We start from the raw sequence: 20,160 nt of genomic DNA, 5'->3' as shown, positions 1-20,160 counted from the left end.
TCTCCGCGCACCGTCCCGCCGGCCGATCCGCGGTTCGTCATCCACGTCGTGTGCAACGACGCCGCCCTCACCCCACCCGAAACCGCCGACGGCACCCAGAATTGCGCCGACAGCACGGAGAAACCCGCCGACGGCACCGGGAAGCCCGGTGAGGGCACCAAGAATTGCGCTGGCGGCACCGGGAATCTCGTCGAGGGCACCGCTGATTTCGCCGACGGCACCGCCAAGCACGCCGACAGCACCGCGGATGTCGTCGACGGCACCGGCGATTCCGCTGACGGCACCGCAGATCTCGTCGACAGCACCGCCGCTTCCGCTGACGGCATCGGGAATCGCGCCGATAGCACCGCTGATTTCGCCGAGGGCACCGCAGATCGCGTCGACGGCGCTGGGGAAACCGGTGGTAGAGCAGCGGATGCGGTTGACGGCGAGGCGGATTCGTCGTCTGGTGGCGTCGCTCATGGCAGCGACGACGACGGCGCGTCCGGCGGTGACGTGTCCGACGGTGACGCGTCCGGAGATGCCGCCGGTGGCCGGCCCGGGTTGCGTTATGCGCGCAAAGACGGTCACCGGACCGGCCCGTCATCAGAGGCAGTGCCGGTCGGATTCATGGACGGCTACGGCATCATCTCCGCCGAACACGTCCGTGACATCGCCGCTCGCCCAGACACAGCGACCCACCGCGTGGTCCCGACAAACACCCCCGAAAACGCCGACGGCACCTACACCCTTCCCACACACGGCACCGACCCCTACCGCCCGTCGACTGCCTTGGATGAGGCGGTGCGCTGTCGCGACGGCTACTGCGCCGACCCCGGCTGCGCCCATTCGGCATGGACCGCCGACAACGACCACGTCACCGAATACGACCACCACAACCCCGAGGCCGGTGGACCCACCAGCTACGAAAACCTCAACACCAAATGCCGATACGGACACATCCAGAAAACCTTCGGCAACTGGATCGATGACCAATACCGCGACCCGGCGACCGGACGGCTAATCACCGAATACACCACCCCCGAAGGCTTCGTCATCCCCGGCGACGCCGAAACCTTCGAAGACACCTTCCCCGGACTACGCCGACTCCGGTTCACCCCACCAGCCACCGGCGACCCGCCACCGCGTCGAATCAAGCCACCCGAGACCAACCCACACCACCGAACACGCGCGGCCAACAAACACGCCCGACGCCGCGCCGAACGACACCGCAACCGCCAACGCCGACTCACCCACGACACTGACCAGCCCCTCGTCGATACAGGCGGACCACCACCGTTCTGAGCACACGCGTGCCGGGTTGGGATCCGTTCGCGCTGTGGGTTAGGCTTGCTGTCGCCCGTTGAGCCCCCGTAGCTCAGGGGATAGAGCGTCTGCCTCCGGAGCAGAAGGCCGCAGGTTCGAATCCTGCCGGGGGCACCGTTCTTTATCTCGGGGTCCAGCAATAGCAAGCGGGCGATCGCGCGCGCTGGGTCCGTCTCACACCGTAGAAGCCGTCACTGGGCCTGGAACCCCGACTTCGCGTCGTCGGCGAGCCCGACGTACAGCCGTCGCCACGGATCGTCGCCGAGTAACTCCCACCGGTGACCGGTTCCGTCGGTGTCCTCGGCGACCAGCACCATCCCGGGCTCCAAGCGGAATGTCTCGCCGTCGCGGGTGATGAAGTCCAGCACGCCGGCGAGGGTGATCACGTACTGACGCCGCGGCGCGGTGTGCCAGGCAAACGATCCGCCCCCGGCGGTCTCCTGGAACGCGGCGGTGGTTGTTGCAGTCTCGGCTGACCGCATCGTGTGCGCGTTGAGAGACACCGAGCCGTGCTCGACGTGAGATCGGCCGTCGGTGTCATTCCAGAGTCGTATCGCAGGGATCACGGTTCAGAACTCTACGATTCACCAGGCAGTTGTGGCTCGCCGAAGTGGGGCCAATAGGATGGTGACCTGTGACTCCCGCCGATCTCGCCGCATTGTTGAGTACCGTGACCCGGACCGTCGTGTCCGATCGCGGACTCGACGCGTCTCTGGTGCCCGAATCCGTGGTCGTCGAGCGTCCTCGCCACGCTGATCACGGCGATTACTCGACCAACGTCGCACTTCAGCTCGGCAAGAAGCTCGGCGTCAATCCGCGCGAACTCGCTGGTTGGCTCGCCGAGGCGTTCTCCGCAGCGGATGGCATCGAGAAAGCCGCGGTCGCGGGCCCGGGGTTCGTCAACATCTGGCTGGCGGCGGCCGCTCAGAACAGCGTCATCGAGACCGTCCTCACCCAGACCGCCGAGTACGGCAAGGGCGATGAGTTCAGCGACAAGACCATCAACCTCGAGTTCGTCTCGGCGAACCCGACCGGGCCGATCCACCTCGGCGGTACCCGCTGGGCAGCCGTCGGGGACGCGCTCGGCCGGGTATTGGCAGCGCGCGGCGCGAAGGTCACCCGCGAGTACTACTTCAACGACCACGGTTCGCAAATCGACAAGTTCGCACGCTCACTGGAGGCGTCCGCGCTCCGCGAGCCGACGCCCGAGGACGGGTACGCGGGTGAGTACATCGTCGAGATCGCGAACAAGGTGGTCGAGGCTGTCCCCGGCGTTCTCTCGCAGCCACAGGAGCAACGTCGTGAGACGTTCCGGTCGGTCGGCGTCGAGTTGATGTTCGACCACATCAAATCCAGCCTTCACGAGTTCGGCACCGACTTCGACGTCTTCACCCACGAGAACTCCATGTTCACCTCCGGCTTGGTGGAGGAGTGCATCGCCGAACTCCGTGCGAACGGCAACCTCTACGAATCCGACGGTGCATGGTGGCTGCGGACAACGAGCTTCGGCGACGACAAAGACCGCGTAGTCATCAAGAGCGACGGCGAAGCCGCCTACATCGCAGGCGACATCGCGTACTACCGGGACAAGCGCAATCGCGGCTTCAACCTGTGCATGTACATGCTCGGTGCCGACCACCACGGCTACATCAAGCGCCTCAAGGCAGCCGCCGCTGCGCTGGGCGACGACCCCGACACCGTCGAGGTCCTCATCGGACAGATGGTCAACCTCGTCCGTGACGGCAAACCGGTACGGATGAGCAAGCGGGCGGGCACCGTGATCACACTCGACGACCTCGTCGACGCCGTCGGGGTCGACGCAGCGCGCTACGCGCTGATCCGTTCGTCGATCGACGTCAACATCGACATCGATCTCGATCTGCTGGCCAAGCAGTCCAACGACAATCCGGTGTACTACGTGCAGTACGCGCACGCCCGGTTGTCGGCCATCGCGCGCAACGCCGACGAACTAGGTCTGAAGCCGCGCCTCGAGCACGTCGACCTCCTCGACTCGGACACCGAAGGTGATCTGATCCGCACGATCGGCGACTTCGACGAAGTCGTGGCGACGGCCGCGCAACTGCGTGAACCGCATCGCATCTCGCGATACCTGGAGTCCCTCGCCGGTGCCTACCACCGCTTCTACGCACACAATCGGGTGCTGCCGCAGGGCGACGAGGAGCCCGGCGACATCCACGGTGCACGGCTCGCGCTCTGCGCTGCGACCCGTCAGGTGCTGCGTAACGGACTCGATCTCATCGGCGTCAGCGCCCCGGAGCGGATGTGAACGCGCACCCCGCCGGACCTCGCCACGCGGAGATCCAGGCGGCACCCCACCTTGCGCAGCAGCCGCGTGACCCCGCCGCGGTGGCCAGGATTCCGGCAAACGTATTCCCACGCAATGCTGTTCGTGACGAATCCGGTGAGCTGACCATCGCGGGCGTCGGCGTGGGCGAACTGGCCGAGACATTCGGAACCCCGCTGTTCGTGCTCGACGAGGACGATTTCCGCTCTCGCTGCCGAGACATGGTGGCAGCCTTCGGCCCCTACGGCCGGGTGCACTACGCGTCGAAGGCGTTCCTGTGCAGCGAAGTCGCTCGCTGGGTTGAGCAGGAGGGCCTCTCACTCGACGTCTGCTCCGGCGGCGAGCTCGCGATCGCGCTGCACGCCGGTTTCCCGGCAGAACGAATCGCGTTGCACGGCAACAACAAGAGCATCGACGAGCTGGCTGCGGCTCTCGACGCCGGTGTCGGTCACATCGTGCTGGATTCGATGATGGAGATCGAACGTCTCGACAGCCTCGCCGGCGAACGCGGTGTGGTCGCCGACGTTCTGATCCGAGTGACCGTGGGTGTAGAAGCGCACACCCACGAATTCATCGCCACGGCACACGAGGACCAGAAATTCGGTTTCGCGTTGTCGGGTGGCGTCGCCATGGAGGCGGTGCGCCGGGTGTTCGCCACCGACAACCTGCGCCTCGTGGGGCTGCACAGCCACATCGGCTCGCAGATCTTCGACATGGATGGCTTCGAGCTCGCAGCTCATCGCGTGCTCGGACTTCTGCGCGACGTTGTCGCGGAGTTCGGTGTCGACAAGACATCACAGATGTCGATTGTGGATCTCGGTGGGGGACTGGGTATCTCGTACCTGCCTGACGACGATCCGCTGCCCGTCTCCGACGTCGCCGAAACCCTGGCGGGCATCGTCCGTCGCGAGTCGGAGACCCTCGGGCTGCCGATGCCGACGATCGCAGTCGAACCGGGCCGTGCGATCGCAGGCCCGGGCACTATCACGCTCTACCGGGTCGGAACGATCAAGGACATCGAACTCGGTGGCGGATCGGTACGACGCTACGTCTCTGTCGATGGCGGCATGAGCGACAACATCCGCACAGTGCTCTATCAGGCCGAATACGACGTCCGGTTGGTGTCTCGGGTGTCCGACGCCGAGCCAGTGGTCAGCCGCGTCGTCGGAAAGCACTGCGAGAGCGGCGACATCGTCATCCGCGACTGCTGGTTACCCGGCGACCTCGAGCCCGGCGACCTGATCGCCGTCGCGGCGACGGGTGCCTACTGCTATTCGATGTCGAGCCGGTACAACATGGTGATGAGGCCCGCCGTTGTTGCGGTGGCCGACGGTGCGGCGAGGGTGATCCTTCGTCGCGAGACGCTCGACGACTATTTGCGGCTGGAGGTGAGCTGAATGAGCGAGAACAAGACGATCGGCATCGCGGTGCTCGGTATGGGCAACGTCGGCGCCGAGGTGGTCCGGATCATCGAGGAGAACGCCGCGGATCTGCGCGCGCGTGTGGGCGCCCCGGTCGAACTGCGGGGCGTGGCCGTGCGCGATCTGAGCCGTCCGCGCAAGATCGCGCAGGAGTTGGTCACCGACGACCCGGCAGGTCTGGTCGCACGCGACGACGTCGACATCGTCGTCGAACTCATGGGTGGAATCGACCCCGCGCGTGAATTGATCCGTACCGCACTGCAATCGGGCAAGTCGGTGGTGACCGCGAACAAAGCGTTGCTCGCCGAGTACACCGGTGAACTGGCTACGGCTGCGGCCGAGGCGAAGGTCGATCTCTACTTCGAGGCCGCTGTCGCCGGTGCGATCCCCGTGGTGCGTCCGCTGATGCAGTCGCTTGCCGGTGACACCGTCGAGCGGGTGGCTGGAATCGTCAACGGCACGACGAACTTCATCCTCTCGGCCATGGCCCAGACGGGCGCCGGCTATGACGAAACCCTCGCGGAGGCAGGACGTCTCGGATACGCGGAGGCCGATCCGACCGCCGACGTCGAGGGCTACGACGCGGCAGCCAAGGCCGCGATTCTCGCGTCGATCGCCTTCCACACCCGCGTGACCGCCGCAGACGTCTACCGCGAGGGCATCACGCACGTGACGCCTGACGATCTCGTGGCCGCCCGGAAGTTCGACTGCACGGTGAAACTGCTCTCGATCTGCGAGCGCGTGCGTGGTCACGACGGTTCGCAGCGGGTCTCCGCACGGGTGTATCCGGCACTGATCCCGCTCTCGCATCCCCTGGCAACGGTCAACGGTGCGTTCAACGCGGTCGTGGTGGAGGCAGAGAACGCGGGCAGGCTCATGTTCTACGGACAGGGCGCAGGCGGGGCGCCGACGGCGTCGGCCGTACTCGGCGACATGGTGATGGCGGCGCGTAACAAGGTGCACGGCGGACGCGGCCCCCTCGAGTCGACCTACGCCTCGCTACCCATTGCGTCCATCGACGAGGTCCCCACGCGCTACTACGTCTCGATGCGGGTCGCCGACAAGCCGGGTGTACTCTCACAGGTCGCCAACGAATTCTCGAAGCGCTCCGTGAGCATCGCCGCCGTGCGCCAGGAAGGCGCGGGCGACGACGCCCGGCTCATCGTCGTGACACACCGCGCACCCGATCGGGCACAGTCGGAATGCGTTGCAGCACTTGAGGACATGGACTCCGTGACAACGGTGTCGAGCGTTCTTCGATTGGAAGGAACCGATGACTGACGCCACCAATGCACCCGCGCATGCCTCTGTGCACGCAGGCTGGCCGGGGCTGATCGAAGCCTATCGGTCGCGACTACCTGTCGGTGACGACTGGACAGTGGTGACTCTGCTCGAGGGTGCCACCCCGCTGGTTCCGGCACGTCATCTGTCGGACCTGACCGGCTGCGAGGTGTACCTCAAGGTGGAGGGGCTCAATCCCACCGGCTCGTTCAAGGATCGTGGCATGACCATGGCCGTGAGCAATGCGGTGAACAACGGCAAGACCGCCGTGCTGTGTGCGTCGACCGGAAACACGTCGGCATCGGCGGCCGCCTACGCCACCCGGGCCGGGATCACGTGTGCTGTTCTCATTCCCGAGGGCAAGATCGCGATGGGCAAACTCGCCCAGGCAGTGATGAGCGGCGCCAAGATCATCCAGGTCCAGGGCAACTTCGACGACTGTCTCGAACTCGCGCGCAAGGCGACTGCGGAATTCACCGAGATCGAACTGGTCAACTCGGTAAACCCGGCTCGCATCGAAGGCCAGAAGACCGCGGCATTCGAGATCGTCGACGTTCTCGGTCGCGCCCCCGACGTCCATGTGCTGCCGGTCGGTAACGCGGGCAACATCACCGCCTACTGGAAGGGCTACCGCGAGTACAACGCCGACGGCATCAGTGATCTGCCACGCATGCTCGGTGTCCAGGCTGCTGGTGCGGCTCCGCTCGTCAACGGCGCACCCGTGAAGGATCCCGAGACGATCGCGACCGCGATCCGCATCGGATCGCCCGCGAGTTGGAACCAGGCCGTCGCAGCCAAGGAGGAGTCGGGCGGACAGTTCCGCGCGGCCACCGACGAGAAACTGCTCGAGGCATACCGACTCGTGGCGGGCAAGGAAGGCGTCTTCGTCGAGCCCGCATCGGCGGCGAGCGTCGCGGGCCTGCTCGCAGCCCACGCAGACGGTTGGATCACACCGGGTCAGACTGTCGTCTGCACGGTGACCGGTAACGGACTCAAAGACCCTGACACCGCGCTGTTGGGAATGCCGGAGGTCGAGGCCATCCCCGTCGATCCCGTGGCGGTTGCCGATGCGCTCGGCGTCGCCTGAACCCGGGACGGCCTCACGAATGGTCAGCCCGGATACGGTCTACAGGCAACTGCCCGAAGGGCTTTCGGCTCGAGTTCGTGTGCCCGCCTCGAGCGCGAATCTCGGTCCGGGGTTCGACTCCCTCGGTATCGCGCTCGGACTCTACGACGAGGTGGTTGCCACCACGACTCCCGCGGGCATCGACGTCGACGTCGCCGGCGAGGCTGCCGACGAGGTACCACGCGACGCCAATCATCTCGTCGTCCGCGCGCTGCTCGCGGGACTCGCCCACGCGGGAGTGTCGGCCGCGGGCCTGCACCTGAAGACGGTCAATGCCATCCCGCATTCCCGCGGACTGGGATCGTCGGCCTCGGCCGCGGTGTCCGGGCTCGCTGCGGCCTCGGGTCTGGTTTCCGCCGCAGGCCTGGGGGATCCGATTTCCGATGGCGACCTGGTACAGCTGGCGAGCGCCTTCGAAGGTCACCCCGACAACGCGGCGGCCAGTGTCCTCGGTTCGGCGGTGGTCACGTGGATCGAGCCGGGCGAGCACCCCGCTTACGGTGCGCGCAGGCTCGGCGTTCATCCCGACATCCGGGCAACGGTCTTCGTCCCGGCGACCGAGTCGTCGACGTCCTACACTCGTGGACTGCTGCCGGACGCGGTACCGCGCACGGACGCGATCTTCAACGTCAGCCGCGCAGCCCTGGCTGTGGTCGCGCTGACCTCCGACCCGCGGTGTCTGTTCGCCGCCACCGACGACCGCCTGCACCAGCCATATCGAGCCGAGGCCATGCCGGAGACGTCGCGGCTTGTCGCCGAACTCCGCGCCAGGGGATACGCAGCAACGGTGTCGGGTGCCGGTCCGAGTGTCCTGGTACTCGACACCCGATCGCTGGACGCGGGCACCCGCGAACTCGCCTCTGAACAGGGTTTTCGTGTTCAACAGCTCGAGATCGCCGGCGGCGTCCGGATCGGCTGAATCTTCTCGTGCAGGTACGGCGTGTTGCCCGTATCACGCCTGGGGGGTTATCATAAACTGGTCTAGCCGCGCAGGCTCGTTCCGCCGTGCTTCTCACCGATCTCTGATCAGTATCCGGTCGGCTCCCGGATGCGCACATGAACAGTCACCGATCTGGGGCATCGCGTAATCCGCGAGTCGGCAGTTCCTTGAGAGCACAGCAGTTCAGGAGTGACACACCGCAGCGGGACCACAATCTTGCCCGCCCGTCCACCGCGGACGGCGGCCAGTTTCCTCTGATGGATTCCGACCCGTCGAGTCGATATCGCGCGTCGGACGCCTCAGCAGGCGAAATCAAGACCTCATGCAGCATCTCACTGCGGAGGAACGAAAGGACATCCGTGACTGATACGGACCTGATCACCGCGCCGAGCGTCGCCGACGACCAAGGCGCAACCAAGACCAAGGCGCGCGCAGGCCTCTCCGGCATGGTGCTTACCGAACTCCGTTCACTCGCAGGTGAGCTGGGCATCAAGGGCACGTCCGGAATGCGCAAAGGCGACCTGATCGCCGCCATCAAGGAGCGTCAGGGCGCAGGTGCGCCCGCGTCAGACGCTCCCAAGGCCGCGGCCACGAAAGCCGAGGCCCCCAAGGCCGCGACGCGCGCAAGTGCACGTCGCACCAAAGAGACCGGCTCGGCTCCCGAGCAGATGACGATCTCCGCGGAGGAGACCGCCGCGCCGTCGAAGTCGGCGTCCACCGAAGGCCAGTCGCGCCCCGCGACCAGCAGGGACGACGTGAATAGCGCCGGTTCCGCGGGCGCCGACGCTGACGCCTCGACCACCTCGGTGGCAGCGGGCGAGTCGAGCTCTCGCAACGATCGTGCTGACGGCGACCGCGGGAGCACCGACCGAGCCGGCGGAAACAATTCCGGCAACGACAGCTCCGGCAACCAGAGCGGCAACAACCGCAACCGGAATCGCAACCGCAGTGGCGGACAGGGCGGCTCCAACTCGGGCGGCTCGAACAACAGCGGTTCCAACAACAGTGGTTCGAATGCAGGTCAGCAGGGTGGCGACACCAACCAGGGTGGCCAGCAGAACAGCGGCAAGAACCAGGGCGCCAGCAGCAACCGCGACAACAACGCCCGTGACAACCGTGACGACGACGGCGAGGGCGGCGGTCGCGGTCGCAGGGGTCGACGCTTCCGTGAGCGTCGCCGCGGGCGTGACCGCGACGGTTCGGGCAATGGAGAGCCGCAGATCTCCGAAGACGACGTGTTGCAGCCCGTCGCCGGCATCCTCGACGTGCTCGACAACTACGCGTTCGTGCGAACCTCCGGCTATCTGGCCGGACCGAACGACGTGTACGTCTCGATGAACCTCGTACGCAAGAACGGGTTGCGCCGCGGCGACGCGATCACCGGTGCGGTGAAGGTTCCGCGCGAGGGTGAGCAGCAGAACCAGCGGCAGAAGTTCAATCCGCTGGTGCGGCTCGACTCGGTCAACGGAATGGATGTCGACGCCGCTCGTAAGCGACCCGATTTCAACAAGCTCACCCCGCTGTACCCGAATCAACGGCTGCGCCTCGAGACGGGCAAGGAGCAACTCGACACCCGTGTCATCGACCTCATCATGCCGATCGGCAAGGGGCAGCGTGCATTGATCGTGTCCCCGCCGAAGGCCGGTAAGACAACGATCCTGCAGGACATCGCCAACGCGATCGCGACCAACAATCCCGAATGCCACCTGATGGTCGTGCTCGTCGACGAGCGACCTGAAGAGGTCACCGACATGCAACGTTCGGTCAAGGGTGAGGTCATCGCCTCGACCTTCGATCGACCGCCGTCAGACCACACCTCTGTGTCCGAACTCGCGATCGAGCGCGCCAAGCGGCTCGTGGAGCAGGGCAAGGACGTCGTGGTGTTGCTCGACTCGATCACCCGACTGGGCCGCGCCTACAACAATGCGTCGCCCGCGTCAGGGCGCATCCTGTCCGGTGGTGTGGATTCGACAGCTCTCTACCCGCCGAAGCGCTTCCTCGGTGCCGCGCGCAACATCGAGAACGGCGGATCGCTCACGATCATCGCGTCCGCGCTGGTCGAGACCGGTTCGACCGGTGACACGGTCATCTTCGAGGAGTTCAAGGGCACGAGTAACGCCGAGCTCAAACTCGACCGCAAGATCGCTGATCGTCGTGTCTTCCCCGCCGTCGATGTCAACCAGTCGAGCACCCGCAAGGACGAGCTGCTGATGTCGGCCGAGGAGTTCGGGATCATGCACAAGCTGCGGCGCGTCCTGAGTGGACTCGATTCGCAGCAGGCGATCGATCTGCTGATCAGTCAGCTCAAGAAGACCAAGAACAACTACGAATTCTTGCTGCAGGTCCAGTCGAACACCCCAGGCGCCATGAAGGACGACTGATCACGGTGCAGACCGGCTGACACAGCACAGCAACTGAGCAGGGGCCCGCGGACTCTCACCTTGTGAGCGTCCGCGGGCCCTCTCGTATTCTCCGAGATCGTTCTTTCACCGTGCTGTCAGGCGTGCGGCACGGTGTCTGCGCACGGCGGCCCGATTCGCGCACGTGGGCGAGCAGTAGCGCTGCCTGCCATTTCGGGAGACGTCGGCGTACACACGAGTGCATTCGGCGAGTTCGCATTCCCCCAAGCGGTCGATGCCGCGGCCCGTGAGGTGCAATGCCGTCGCGGCGGAGATCAGCACGCAGATCTGCTGCCAGCCCGCGACGTTGTCGTCGCGGAAGTGCAGATGCCAGCCCGTACCCGCATGATCGGTCAGTCGGGGAGCTGCCGCGTGGTGGAGGAGTAGATCGTTGAGAAGATCTGCCCGGACCTGTTCGTCGACGGCACGGGCAACGGCCCGCCACCGCTCGAGGTATTCGAGTGTCTTGTGTAGATCGCGGAGGCCGACGTCATCGGCGTCGAACACGAACCCTGCTGCGTCGCATCGGGAAACGAGTTCACCGGCATCCCGCGGCGGATCGTTCGCCAGGTCGACGGCCAGCAGGACCGCATCCTGCCCGTAATGGTTGAAATGCACAATGCCATTACATCACAGTGGGGACATGGCACTCACACACTTCGACCATGCACACCGGTGGACCACCCAGTCCCGTCACTTCACGTCCACGGGTGCGGTTGTCTACCAACGGTGTTCGTGCGGCGCATTCTCCGTCATCGAGTATCCGATCGGGTCCACCGACGCCCCCGACGAAGCCGTTCGGTTCTGCGCAGAGGTCGACGTGATCAGCCCCCGTCGTCCCACACGATGCCAGAAAGCGAGCCCCTCTGAGTTCTCGGTCAGATAGGTTGTGCGCGAGGTGTTTCCGTCGTTGCCGAACAGGGAAGATGATGGCCGACACCTGCTCGCGCGCATCGTCGCAACCGCTGATGGTGGGGCGGGTCAGTAGACGTCGCGGACGTAGCGCCTGTCCTTCTTGAGTTGCGCCAGCACATCCTTCGCGGACGCGATGTTGTGGTGGCCGTGCTCGGTGACGATGTCGAGCAACGCCTCCTCGACATCGTGGGCCATGCGAGTGGCGTCGCCGCAGACGTAGATGTGAGCGCCGTCCTCGAGCCAGCGGTAGAGGTCGGCCCCGTGAGCACGCATCCGGTCCTGGACGTAGACCTTGTGGTCCTGATCGCGCGAGAACGCCAGGTCGAGGCGGTCGAGGACGCCGTCGCTGACGAACCGGGCGATCTCCTCTCGGTAGATGTGATCGCACGTCTCGTGCTGGTCGCCGAAGAAGAGCCAATTCTGCCCCGACGCACCGCGTTCGGCGCGTTCGTGCAGAAACGCGCGAAACGGTGCGACGCCGGTGCCCGGTCCGATCATGATCACCTTCGCGTCGTCGGCGGGAAGCCGGAACGACCTGTTGGGAGTCACGAACACGCCAACCGTCTGCCCGTCGACGATCCTGTCGGCGAGATGGGTCGAACACACGCCACCACGTTCCCGTGCGCCGCCTGCTCGGTAACGGATGGTCGCCATCGTGAGGTGCACTGTTCCCGCATGCGCACGAGGACTCGACGAGATGGAGTACACGCGGTGCGCGAGCGGTTGGAGTTCTGCGAGCAGTTCGTGGGGCGTGATGGCGAGTGACCTGTCGACGTCGAGGAGGTCGAGAACGTCCTTGCCCCACAGCCAGGCGTCGAGGGCATCGCGGTCACCAGTCGACACCAGATGGGTGAGTTCGGGATCGCCGCTGCGCGCGGCGATGTGGTCGACGAGATATTTCGACGCCGTCGCGATCTCATAGCGGTCAGTGAGAGCTTCGCGGAGAGTCCGCTGCTCCTTGCGGTCGACGACCGGGGTGTCAGGGGAGACCCCGAGTCTGTCGATGATGCGGTCGACCAACGCGGGATCGTTGCGCGGCACGACGCCGAGCCCGTCGCCCGGCTCGTAGGTCATCCCGCTGTCACCCAGCGAGAGCACCAGGTGTCGGACCTCTTTCGCCGACCCCGCACCGGAGAGGACCGTGTTGGCGATCACCCTGGCCGGGTAGGGATTCTTGCGGTTCCACACAGACTTTCGTCGACGCGACGACGTCGATTGCAGCATGTCCGCGTTGCCGGTCTGCGTGGCGTAGGCGATCAGCGACGGATGCTCCACGAACTGCGCCTTAGCAGGGTCTGACGTGGAGGAGTCCGATGAGCCGGTGGGAACGTGGTGAAATCGCATGTCATCCCGTCTCGAGGTGTGGGACAAGGGTGGTCGGCGCATGATCTGTCGGCTGCCGGTGACCTGTGCGCGCATCGATGGCCTCGTCTCGTCGCCGCGCTCGACTATAACTTAGGTAACTTAGGTAAGGCACAGTAAACCAAGGTTGCCCTCATTGCGATGCGACCCGGGTGAGTGATGGCGTCGCGTCGTGCAAGTGTCCCAGCGTGCGGGGTACAAGTAGCCCGCCTGGCGCGGGCGGAATGAATGTGTGCGAGGACGTGTTGAGGCGTGTGACAGGCAGTCGAGTCGAGTGCGACGGCCACGACGGGAGCGCCGCGACGTCATCACGTAGTCGCGATTTCCGTCAGGGCCTGGCCCGATGGCATACTGGTCGGTCGAGTCCGGTACCGGTTCACACCGCCGAATCGCGGCGGTGACCCGGCGACCACGAGAAAGGGACACCAGAATGAAGCAGGGAATTCACCCCGATTACCACATGACCACGGTCGTCTGCGGCTGTGGCAACACCTTCGAGACCCGCAGCACCGCCGAGAACGGTCGGATCAACGTCGAAGTCTGCTCACAGTGCCACCCGTTCTACACGGGCAAGCAGAAGATCCTCGACACCGGCGGCCGCGTCGCGCGCTTCGAGAAGCGCTACGGCAAGCGCACCAAGAAGGCCGACGCCAAGTAGCACACCTGACGACGCCCGCCGGTTAACTTCGACCGGTCGGGCGTCGTTTGTGTTGTGTGTCGCTGTGTTGTGTGTCGCTGTGTTTGCGCCGCGAACGCGTGACTGTGTCGCAGATGTCTGACGAGGAGGATCAGTAGTGGGTGAGAGCACGAAGAATGCCGGTACGGCGATAGACGACATCCTCGCCGAGCATGCCGGACTCGAGCAGCAGCTCTCCGATCCCGCGTTGCACGACGACCCGGCCAACGCACGCCGCGTGGGCAAGCGTTTCGCCGAACTCGCGCCGATCATGGCGACCTATTCCAAATTGCAGAGTGCGCGTGATGATCTCGCCGCAGCCGAGGAGCTCGCGGCCGACGACGCAGCCTTTGCCGAGGAAGTCCCTTCGCTCCAGGAGTCCGTCGCCGTTCTCGATGCCACGTTGACCGACCTGCTCGCGCCTCGCGATCCGCATGACTCCGACGACGTCGTGCTCGAGATCAAGTCGGGCGCGGGTGGCGAGGAGTCGGCGCTGTTCGCCTCCGATCTGGCGCGTATGTACCTCAAGTACTGCGAGCGACACGGATGGAAAGCCCAGATCCTGGGTGTCACCGAGTCGGATCTCGGTGGATACAAGGAGGCAACGCTCTCGATCAAGGGCCGCGAACCGTCGCGTGACGGTGTGTGGTCGCGCCTGAAGTTCGAGGGTGGCGTGCATCGGGTGCAGCGTGTGCCGGTCACCGAATCTCAGGGGCGGATCCACACGTCTGCCGCGGGAGTACTGATCTACCCGGAGCCCGAGGAGGTCGAGGCGGTCGAGATCGATGAGTCGGACCTGCGGATCGACGTTTACCGGTCCTCGGGCAAGGGCGGTCAGGGCGTGAACACCACGGACTCGGCCGTGCGGATCACCCACCTCCCGACCGGGATTGTCGTGACCTGCCAGAACGAACGCTCACAGCTGCAAAACAAGGCGCGTTCCATGCAGGTGCTCGCGGCGCGTCTGCAATCGGCCGCCGAGGAGGAGGCCGAGGCAGCGGCCGCCGAGGGCAGGGCCGCGCAGATCAGGACGGTCGATCGGTCCGAGCGAATCCGCACCTACAACTTCCCCGAGAACCGCATCACCGATCACCGGATCGGATACAAGGCGAACAATCTCGACGCCGTGCTCAGTGGCGACATGGATGCACTGCTCGACGCGCTCGTGGCCGCCGACCGACAGGCGCGCCTCGAGGCGGAGTGAGGACAGCGCCGAGTGATCAATGATCAGATGACGTCGACGACGTCGGAACTCTCTGAAGCGACGCGGGTTCTCGCCCGCGCAGGAATCGAGTCGGCACGCAGCGACGCCGAGTGGTTGTTCGCGCATGTGCTCGACGTCGACCGTGGGCGGTTGGCGTTCGTCGACGAACCGGATGCGACGGCGCGGGCACGGTACCGGGATCTCGTGGCCCGGCGCGCTCGCCGGATTCCGCTGCAGCACATCATCGGGCGGGCCGCGTTCGGCCCTGTCGACGTCGCCGTCGGTCCCGGTGTCTTCGTGCCGAGGCCCGAGACGGAGGTGATGCTCGAGTGGGCCGTCGAGAGTCTGCGGAGCGTCACCGATCCGCTGGTCGCGGATCTCTGCAGTGGCAGCGGCGCGCTCGCCATCGCGATAGCGGTGTCGGTGCCGTCGGCTCGGGTCGTCGCTGTCGAGAAGTCACCAGCGGCCCTGCTCTGGCTTCGCCGTAACGTCGAGAATCTCGGGGTGGGGGACAGGGTGGCCGTGCTCGGCGCCGATGTCACCGACCACGCCGGGTTGCGTGAACACATCCCCGACGGCTCGCTCGACCTCGTCGTGGCCAACCCGCCCTACGTCCCAGCCGACACAGAGGTGTCACCGGAGGTCGACGCCGATCCCGCCGAAGCGGTGTTCGCCGGCAGTGATGGCATGGCCGTGATCACGCCTCTCGCCAACGTCGCCGTACGGTTGTTGGCGGCCGACGGCTTTATCGGCGTCGAGCACGACGACTCGACGTCGTCGCAGGTGGTGGACGCCTTCACTGCCACCGGATCATTCGAGGAGGTCCTGGCGCGTCGCGACCTCGCAGGCAGGCCCCGATTCGTGACAGCCCGCCGACGACGCTGATCGGACCGACGACGCTGATCGGCGCCAGACATGTGTCGTGAAAGGATGAACCGGTGAGCACCGTATTCGATTGCACTGACGAGGAGACCCGCTCCGCAGGTATCCAGGCTGCAGTGGGGGCGGCCAAGGCAGGACGCCTGATCGTCACGCCGACGGACACGGTCTACGGCATCGGATGCAACGCGTTCGACGCCGAGGCCGTCACCGATCTCCTCGCCGCCAAACACCGCGGTCGGGATATGCCCGTCCCGGTGCTCGTCGGATCCTGGCACTCCATCGACGGACTCGTCCTCTCTGTCTCCGCGGCTGCGCGCAGCCTCGTCGAGGCGTTCTGGCCGGGAAGTGTGAGTCTGGTCGTCGAGCAGGCGCCATCGCTGGCATGGGATCTCGGCGACACGTCCGGCACGGTGATGCTCCGGATGCCTCTGCATCCGGTTGCCATCGAGGTGTTGCGTGAGGTCGGACCAATGGCTGTTTCGAGTGCCAACGTCTCGGGTAGGCCGCCCGCGATCACGTGCGACGACGCGCGAGAACAGTTGGGCGACTCCGTGTCGGTCTACCTCGACGGAGGCCGCGCTCCCAAGGGCGAGCCGTCGACCATCGTCGACATCACCGGCCCCGTGCCGCGCGTCCTGCGGGAGGGGGCGGTGACAACGGCCGAGGTCGCCGAGGTGCTCGACGTCGATCCGGCCAGCCTGGTCGACTGATGCTCGAGCCCGTCACCGGTGCCGGCATGGTCGTCGCTGACATGCTGTCCGCTGATTCCGGTTCTGGCGGTGCCGGTGTGCCCCTGCGGGAGTTGCTGCTCGTCGGACTCACCGCAGCAGCGGTCACCTACTTGCTGACATCACTCGTCCGCGTCGTCGCGATCCGTGTCGGAGCGGTCGCGGTGCCCCGCGTACGCGACGTCCACACCATCCCGACCCCGCGCCTCGGTGGCGTCGGCATGTTCATCGGGGTACTGGCCGCGATCGTGCTGGCAGCAAACCTGCCGGCACTCAACAGGGGCTTCGCGTACACCAACGACATGGGGGCAGTGGTCACGGCGGGGGCGGTGATCGTCATCGTCGGCATCATCGACGACCGGTGGGGACTCGATGCCCTGACCAAGTTCGTCGGCCAGCTCACCGCTGCAGGGGTCATGGTCGTGATGGGGGTGAGCTGGCTTCAGGTGCCGGTGCCGTTCGGCAACATCGGAACGATCGTGCTCGACCCCTTCCAGTCCGGGCTCCTTACGGTCGTGATCACAGTCGCGACCATCAACGCCGTCAATTTCATCGACGGACTGGACGGACTCGCCGCAGGACTGGGACTGATCTCGGCGTCGGCCATCTGCATGTTCTCGCTGGGGCTGCTCCGCGATCAGGGCGGCGACGTCAGCTACTACCCGCCCGCCCTGATCTCCGTGGTGCTGGCAGGCGCGTGCCTCGGATTCCTCCCGCACAACTTCTCTCCCGCGCGGATCTTCATGGGCGACTCCGGCGCCATGCTCATCGGACTGATGCTGGCGGCGGCGTCGACCAGTGCCTCCGGGCGTATCGCGGTGAACGCCTACGGGCCCGCCGACGTCTTCACGCTGTTGTCGCCCTTGATCCTGGTGGCGGCCGTCGTCTTCATCCCGATGCTCGACATGCTGATGGCCGTGGTGCGTCGCACGCGTGCGGGCGTTGGCTTCTACACGCCGGACAAGCTGCACCTGCATCATCGCCTGCTCGAACTCGGACATTCCCAGCGTCGGGTCGCGCTGATCATCTACCTGTGGGTCGGCATACTCGCGTTCTCGGTCGCGGCGAGCACGATCTTTCCGATGCGGGTGGTGCTCCCGGCGTTCGCCGCAGGACTCGTCGTCGCCATGCTGGCGACCATGGCGCCCCGGCTGCAGCGACGCATTGCGAGCTTGAGGACAGCGCGCGCGCTGCGGTGAGCCGACCCGGTTGCGGCACGTGTGACGGGGTAGTGGGCGACGGTCCGGCCGGACGGTAGGCGACCGACCAAGCGGATAGGTAACCGGAGAGTAAAATCGTGTACTATCAGCTGTAGTACTTGAGGGTGATGCATGCGCCTGCGCTGTCAGCGTTGTGAGCTGCCACCCCGAGAAGCCAACACATTCTGCGAGGACACCCCCCGGTGACCGTGGAAAACCGTGTTGATAAGGTCACTGCAAATGCAGAGCGTACGCTCGGCGGCTCCTGCCGCGAGGACGCACGCTCATCGTCTGATGCCCATGGCATGAGGCGTGTCACGTGAGGAGAGGCAATGGCGACGTCCGCCCCTGACTCGGCTCCCGTGTATTACCCGCCCGCGCCGACCGGCCTTCTCCGACCGGCGATCATCGCCGGTGTCCTGACGGTCATCGTCGCGGTCGTCGCGGTGTATCTCGGCAGCTGGATGTTCCCGCTGTTCTTCGCCGTCGGCGTGGTCGCCGTCTTCATCAACACCAAGATGGTCATGATCTCCGTCGAACGTGTTGCCGCAGAAGAGAATCCCCGCAAGAAACTGCTCGCCGTCAACTCTGCCGCACGCCTCGGAGCCATCACCGTGCTCGCGCTGGCCGCGGCGTTCCTGTTCCGGCCCGACGGGCTGGGCGTGATGTTCGGACTCGCTCTCGGCCAGGTCGTCCTGGTGCTGAACACGGTGATTCCGGTGATGAAAGGACTTCGTAAGCAGCTATGATCGCATCGACTTACGGCGCCGAAACCCTCGTGCTGGCCGAGGCCAAAATCGAGGTCGGCCACCACAAGCAGGTGGAATGGCTCGGCATGACGTGGAACATCGACACGATCATCGCCACCGCCATCGCGGCAGTGATCGTGATCGCGCTCGCGTTCTTCGTGCGCTCGCGGATGACATCCAAGCGCCCCAACGCAGTACAGCTGTTCTTCGAGGCCGTCACCACGCAGATGCGTAGTCAGATCGAGAACTCGATGGGCATGAAGATCGGCGGGTTCGTCCTGCCGCTCGCGGTCACCCTGTTCACGTTCATCCTCATAGCGAACTGGATGTCGGTCCTCCCGCTGCAGTACGCCGACTCCGAAGGTGCGTCCCACGAGGTGTTCGCCCCGGCGGCCAGCGACGTGAACTTCTGCTACGCGCTCGCGCTCTTCGTGTTCGTCTGGTACATGGCGGCCGGTATCCGCCGCCGCGGGCCGATCGGTCACTTCAAGCGCCTCGTGAAGGGTCACGTCGCATTCCTGGCGCCGATCAACATCATCGAGGAGATCGCGAAGCCCGTCTCGCTCTCTCTCCGTCTTTTCGGCAACATGTTCGCCGGCAGCATCATGGTCGCGCTGATCGCGCTGTTCCCCGCCTACATCATGTGGGCGCCGAACGCGATCTGGAAGTCGTTCGACCTGTTCGTCGGCCTCATCCAGGCATTCATCTTCTCCCTGCTCACCGTGCTGTACTTCAGCCAGGCCATGGAGATGGACGAAGACCACTAGCAAGTCCGACCCCCGGCCGGCACCGCGCCGGTCGGACCTTAGACCTGGCAATCCGATTGCCAGTATCACCCGAAAGGAAAGTTCTCAATGGATCCGAATCTGATTGGTCTGGGCGCGTTGATCGGTGGCGGCCTCATCATGGGTGGCGGCGCAATCGGTGCCGGCGTCGGTGACGGTATCGCCGGTTCCGCGTTGATCTCCGGCATCGCACGTCAGCCGGAGGCTCAGGGCCGTCTGTTCACTCCGTTCTTCATCACGGTCGGTCTGGTCGAGGCCGCGTACTTCATCAACCTCGCGTTCATGGCGCTGTTCGTGTTCGCCACCCCGATCTCCGGCCAGTCCTGATCTTCCCGGTCTTTAGTCGGGTTCCTCGAACAACAAGGGACATCTGAACCATGAATCTCGCCGCAGAGAACTTCTTGATCCCCAACGGCACGTTCTTCGCGTGCCTGCTGATCTTCGTGATCGTGCTGGTCGTGATCCGCGCCTGGGTCGTGCCGCCGATCGTCAAGGTGCTCGATGAACGGCAGGCACGAGTCGCGAAGACCGCCGAGGACAACAACGCCGCTGCGGAGAGTTACGAGGAAGCCGACCGGGAGTACCAGGCTCGGATGAAGGACGCCCGCGCTGACGCGACCGGAATCCGGGACGAAGCGCGGGCCAAGGGGAACGAGGAGTTGTCGGAAGCGAAGCGGCGTGCGACGGACGAAGCCGACGCCGCTCTCGCCACGATCTCCGCGGACCTCAAGGTCGAGGCCGACAAGGCTGTGACCGAGGCCAAGCGGGACGTCGACTCGCTGTCGCAGACACTTGCCGATCGCGTTCTCGGCAAGCAGGGGGCCGGCGTTCAAAGTTCTGGGGCGGCGACCGCCTCGGCAGAGACTGAGACGGTGAAGTAGCA

General features: G+C 65.4%; 19 protein-coding genes, 1 tRNA gene and 1 pseudogene. 18 read left to right on the top strand and 3 right to left on the bottom strand.

Features of this window, described 5'->3' with window-relative positions; translation table 11 throughout:
• Positions 1–1,284: pseudogene (locus GOOTI_RS24850) on the top strand (HNH endonuclease); the annotation flags it as partial.
• 62 nt (positions 1,285–1,346) lie between these two features.
• Positions 1,347–1,419: transfer RNA gene (locus GOOTI_RS21665), tRNA-Arg, on the top strand.
• Between the two features lie 77 nt (positions 1,420–1,496).
• Here GOOTI_RS21665 and GOOTI_RS21660 read toward each other — a convergent pair.
• Positions 1,497–1,871: a cupin domain-containing protein gene (locus GOOTI_RS21660; RefSeq protein ID WP_039994548.1), complete on the bottom strand. Its 375-nt coding sequence runs from the start codon at positions 1,869–1,871 to the stop codon at positions 1,497–1,499.
• Between the two features lie 68 nt (positions 1,872–1,939).
• Between GOOTI_RS21660 and argS the strand changes: the two genes are divergently transcribed.
• The 6 genes from argS to rho all read left to right on the top strand — a co-directional run bounded on the left by argS (position 1,940) and on the right by rho (position 10,759).
• Positions 1,940–3,592, top strand: a complete 1,653-nt coding sequence (argS, locus tag GOOTI_RS21655) for an arginine--tRNA ligase (protein ID WP_007240746.1) — start codon at positions 1,940–1,942, stop codon at positions 3,590–3,592.
• On the top strand, positions 3,589–5,007 hold the full coding sequence (gene lysA, locus GOOTI_RS21650; protein ID WP_007240745.1) for a diaminopimelate decarboxylase: 1,419 nt from the start codon (positions 3,589–3,591) through the stop codon (positions 5,005–5,007). The genes argS and lysA overlap by 4 nt, the downstream gene beginning before the upstream one ends.
• On the top strand, positions 5,008–6,312 hold the full coding sequence (locus GOOTI_RS21645; RefSeq protein WP_007240744.1) for a homoserine dehydrogenase: 1,305 nt from the start codon (positions 5,008–5,010) through the stop codon (positions 6,310–6,312).
• Positions 6,305–7,399, top strand: coding sequence for a threonine synthase (gene thrC / locus GOOTI_RS21640; protein ID WP_007240743.1), 1,095 nt, complete (start codon positions 6,305–6,307; stop codon positions 7,397–7,399). The genes GOOTI_RS21645 and thrC overlap by 8 nt, the downstream gene beginning before the upstream one ends.
• Positions 7,380–8,357: a homoserine kinase gene (thrB, locus tag GOOTI_RS21635; RefSeq protein WP_039994547.1), complete on the top strand. Its 978-nt coding sequence runs from the start codon at positions 7,380–7,382 to the stop codon at positions 8,355–8,357. Before thrC ends, thrB begins: the two co-directional genes overlap by 20 nt.
• Before the next feature lie 380 nt (positions 8,358–8,737).
• Entirely contained in the window at positions 8,738–10,759 is a 2,022-nt protein-coding gene (gene rho, locus GOOTI_RS21630; RefSeq protein ID WP_007240741.1) for a transcription termination factor Rho, read from the top strand.
• A 105-nt stretch (positions 10,760–10,864) separates the two neighbouring features.
• Here rho and GOOTI_RS21625 read toward each other — a convergent pair whose 3' ends face one another.
• A complete protein-coding gene (locus GOOTI_RS21625; protein WP_007240740.1) occupies positions 10,865–11,395 on the bottom strand; it encodes a CGNR zinc finger domain-containing protein in 531 nt (176 codons plus the stop codon).
• 25 nt (positions 11,396–11,420) lie between these two features.
• Here GOOTI_RS21625 and GOOTI_RS21620 point away from each other — a divergent pair, with 25 nt between their 5' ends.
• Positions 11,421–11,663, top strand: coding sequence for a hypothetical protein (locus GOOTI_RS21620; protein WP_039994546.1), 243 nt, complete (start codon positions 11,421–11,423; stop codon positions 11,661–11,663).
• Between the two features lie 95 nt (positions 11,664–11,758).
• On the opposite strand, the gene GOOTI_RS21615 is transcribed toward GOOTI_RS21620, so the two are convergent.
• A complete protein-coding gene (locus GOOTI_RS21615; protein ID WP_083835988.1) occupies positions 11,759–13,036 on the bottom strand; it encodes a sulfite reductase subunit alpha in 1,278 nt (425 codons plus the stop codon).
• 448 nt (positions 13,037–13,484) lie between these two features.
• On the opposite strand from GOOTI_RS21615, the gene rpmE reads away from it, so the two are divergent.
• The 9 genes from rpmE (at position 13,485) to GOOTI_RS21570 (ending at position 20,158) form a co-directional block, all read left to right on the top strand.
• Positions 13,485–13,712, top strand: coding sequence for a 50S ribosomal protein L31 (gene rpmE / locus GOOTI_RS21610; RefSeq protein ID WP_007240738.1), 228 nt, complete (start codon positions 13,485–13,487; stop codon positions 13,710–13,712).
• 136 nt (positions 13,713–13,848) lie between these two features.
• A complete protein-coding gene (gene prfA, locus GOOTI_RS21605; RefSeq protein WP_007240737.1) occupies positions 13,849–14,934 on the top strand; it encodes a peptide chain release factor 1 in 1,086 nt (361 codons plus the stop codon).
• A 27-nt stretch (positions 14,935–14,961) separates the two neighbouring features.
• Complete coding sequence (gene prmC / locus GOOTI_RS21600) at positions 14,962–15,819, top strand: peptide chain release factor N(5)-glutamine methyltransferase (protein ID WP_039994551.1); 858 nt, start codon at positions 14,962–14,964, stop codon at positions 15,817–15,819.
• 53 nt (positions 15,820–15,872) lie between these two features.
• Positions 15,873–16,526, top strand: a complete 654-nt coding sequence (locus GOOTI_RS21595) for an L-threonylcarbamoyladenylate synthase (RefSeq protein WP_007240735.1) — start codon at positions 15,873–15,875, stop codon at positions 16,524–16,526.
• Entirely contained in the window at positions 16,526–17,743 is a 1,218-nt protein-coding gene (locus GOOTI_RS21590; RefSeq protein ID WP_007240734.1) for an MraY family glycosyltransferase, read from the top strand. The genes GOOTI_RS21595 and GOOTI_RS21590 overlap by 1 nt, the downstream gene beginning before the upstream one ends.
• Positions 17,744–18,075: 332 nt before the next feature.
• Positions 18,076–18,492 carry an ATP synthase subunit I gene (locus GOOTI_RS21585; protein WP_007240733.1) on the top strand — a complete coding sequence of 139 codons (417 nt, stop codon included), beginning with the start codon at positions 18,076–18,078 and terminating at the stop codon, positions 18,490–18,492.
• On the top strand, positions 18,489–19,259 hold the full coding sequence (gene atpB / locus GOOTI_RS21580; RefSeq protein ID WP_007240732.1) for a F0F1 ATP synthase subunit A: 771 nt from the start codon (positions 18,489–18,491) through the stop codon (positions 19,257–19,259). Before GOOTI_RS21585 ends, atpB begins: the two co-directional genes overlap by 4 nt.
• Before the next feature lie 87 nt (positions 19,260–19,346).
• Complete coding sequence (locus GOOTI_RS21575) at positions 19,347–19,604, top strand: F0F1 ATP synthase subunit C (protein ID WP_005179417.1); 258 nt, start codon at positions 19,347–19,349, stop codon at positions 19,602–19,604.
• A 50-nt stretch (positions 19,605–19,654) separates the two neighbouring features.
• The gene (locus tag GOOTI_RS21570) at positions 19,655–20,158 is read left to right on the top strand and encodes a F0F1 ATP synthase subunit B (RefSeq protein ID WP_007240731.1); all 504 of its coding nucleotides are present in this window, start codon (positions 19,655–19,657) and stop codon (positions 20,156–20,158) included.
• Positions 20,159–20,160 lie beyond the last annotated feature (2 nt).

Origin of the sequence: Gordonia otitidis NBRC 100426, assembly GCF_000248075.1 — a bacterium.
GTDB lineage: Bacteria > Actinomycetota > Actinomycetes > Mycobacteriales > Mycobacteriaceae > Gordonia > Gordonia otitidis.
This window is presented reverse-complemented; position numbering and strand designations above follow the sequence as displayed.

Excerpts from the sequence above, each read along its gene's own strand:
- GOOTI_RS21585 (WP_007240733.1), top strand. The coding sequence starts at position 18,076 with ATGGCGACGTCCGCCCCTGACTCGGCTCCCGTGTATTACCCGCCCGCG.
- GOOTI_RS21620 (WP_039994546.1), top strand. The coding sequence starts at position 11,421 with ATGGCACTCACACACTTCGACCATGCACACCGGTGGACCACCCAGTCC.
- GOOTI_RS21645 (WP_007240744.1), top strand. The coding sequence starts at position 5,008 with ATGAGCGAGAACAAGACGATCGGCATCGCGGTGCTCGGTATGGGCAAC.
- prmC (WP_039994551.1), top strand. The coding sequence starts at position 14,962 with ATGACGTCGACGACGTCGGAACTCTCTGAAGCGACGCGGGTTCTCGCC.
- GOOTI_RS21570 (WP_007240731.1), top strand. The coding sequence starts at position 19,655 with ATGAATCTCGCCGCAGAGAACTTCTTGATCCCCAACGGCACGTTCTTC.
- GOOTI_RS21590 (WP_007240734.1), top strand. The coding sequence starts at position 16,526 with ATGCTCGAGCCCGTCACCGGTGCCGGCATGGTCGTCGCTGACATGCTG.
- GOOTI_RS21575 (WP_005179417.1), top strand. The coding sequence starts at position 19,347 with ATGGATCCGAATCTGATTGGTCTGGGCGCGTTGATCGGTGGCGGCCTC.
- rpmE (WP_007240738.1), top strand. The coding sequence starts at position 13,485 with ATGAAGCAGGGAATTCACCCCGATTACCACATGACCACGGTCGTCTGC.
- thrC (WP_007240743.1), top strand. The coding sequence starts at position 6,305 with ATGACTGACGCCACCAATGCACCCGCGCATGCCTCTGTGCACGCAGGC.
- atpB (WP_007240732.1), top strand. The coding sequence starts at position 18,489 with ATGATCGCATCGACTTACGGCGCCGAAACCCTCGTGCTGGCCGAGGCC.
- GOOTI_RS21615 (WP_083835988.1), bottom strand. The coding sequence starts at position 13,036 with ATGCGATTTCACCACGTTCCCACCGGCTCATCGGACTCCTCCACGTCA.
- thrB (WP_039994547.1), top strand. The coding sequence starts at position 7,380 with ATGCGCTCGGCGTCGCCTGAACCCGGGACGGCCTCACGAATGGTCAGC.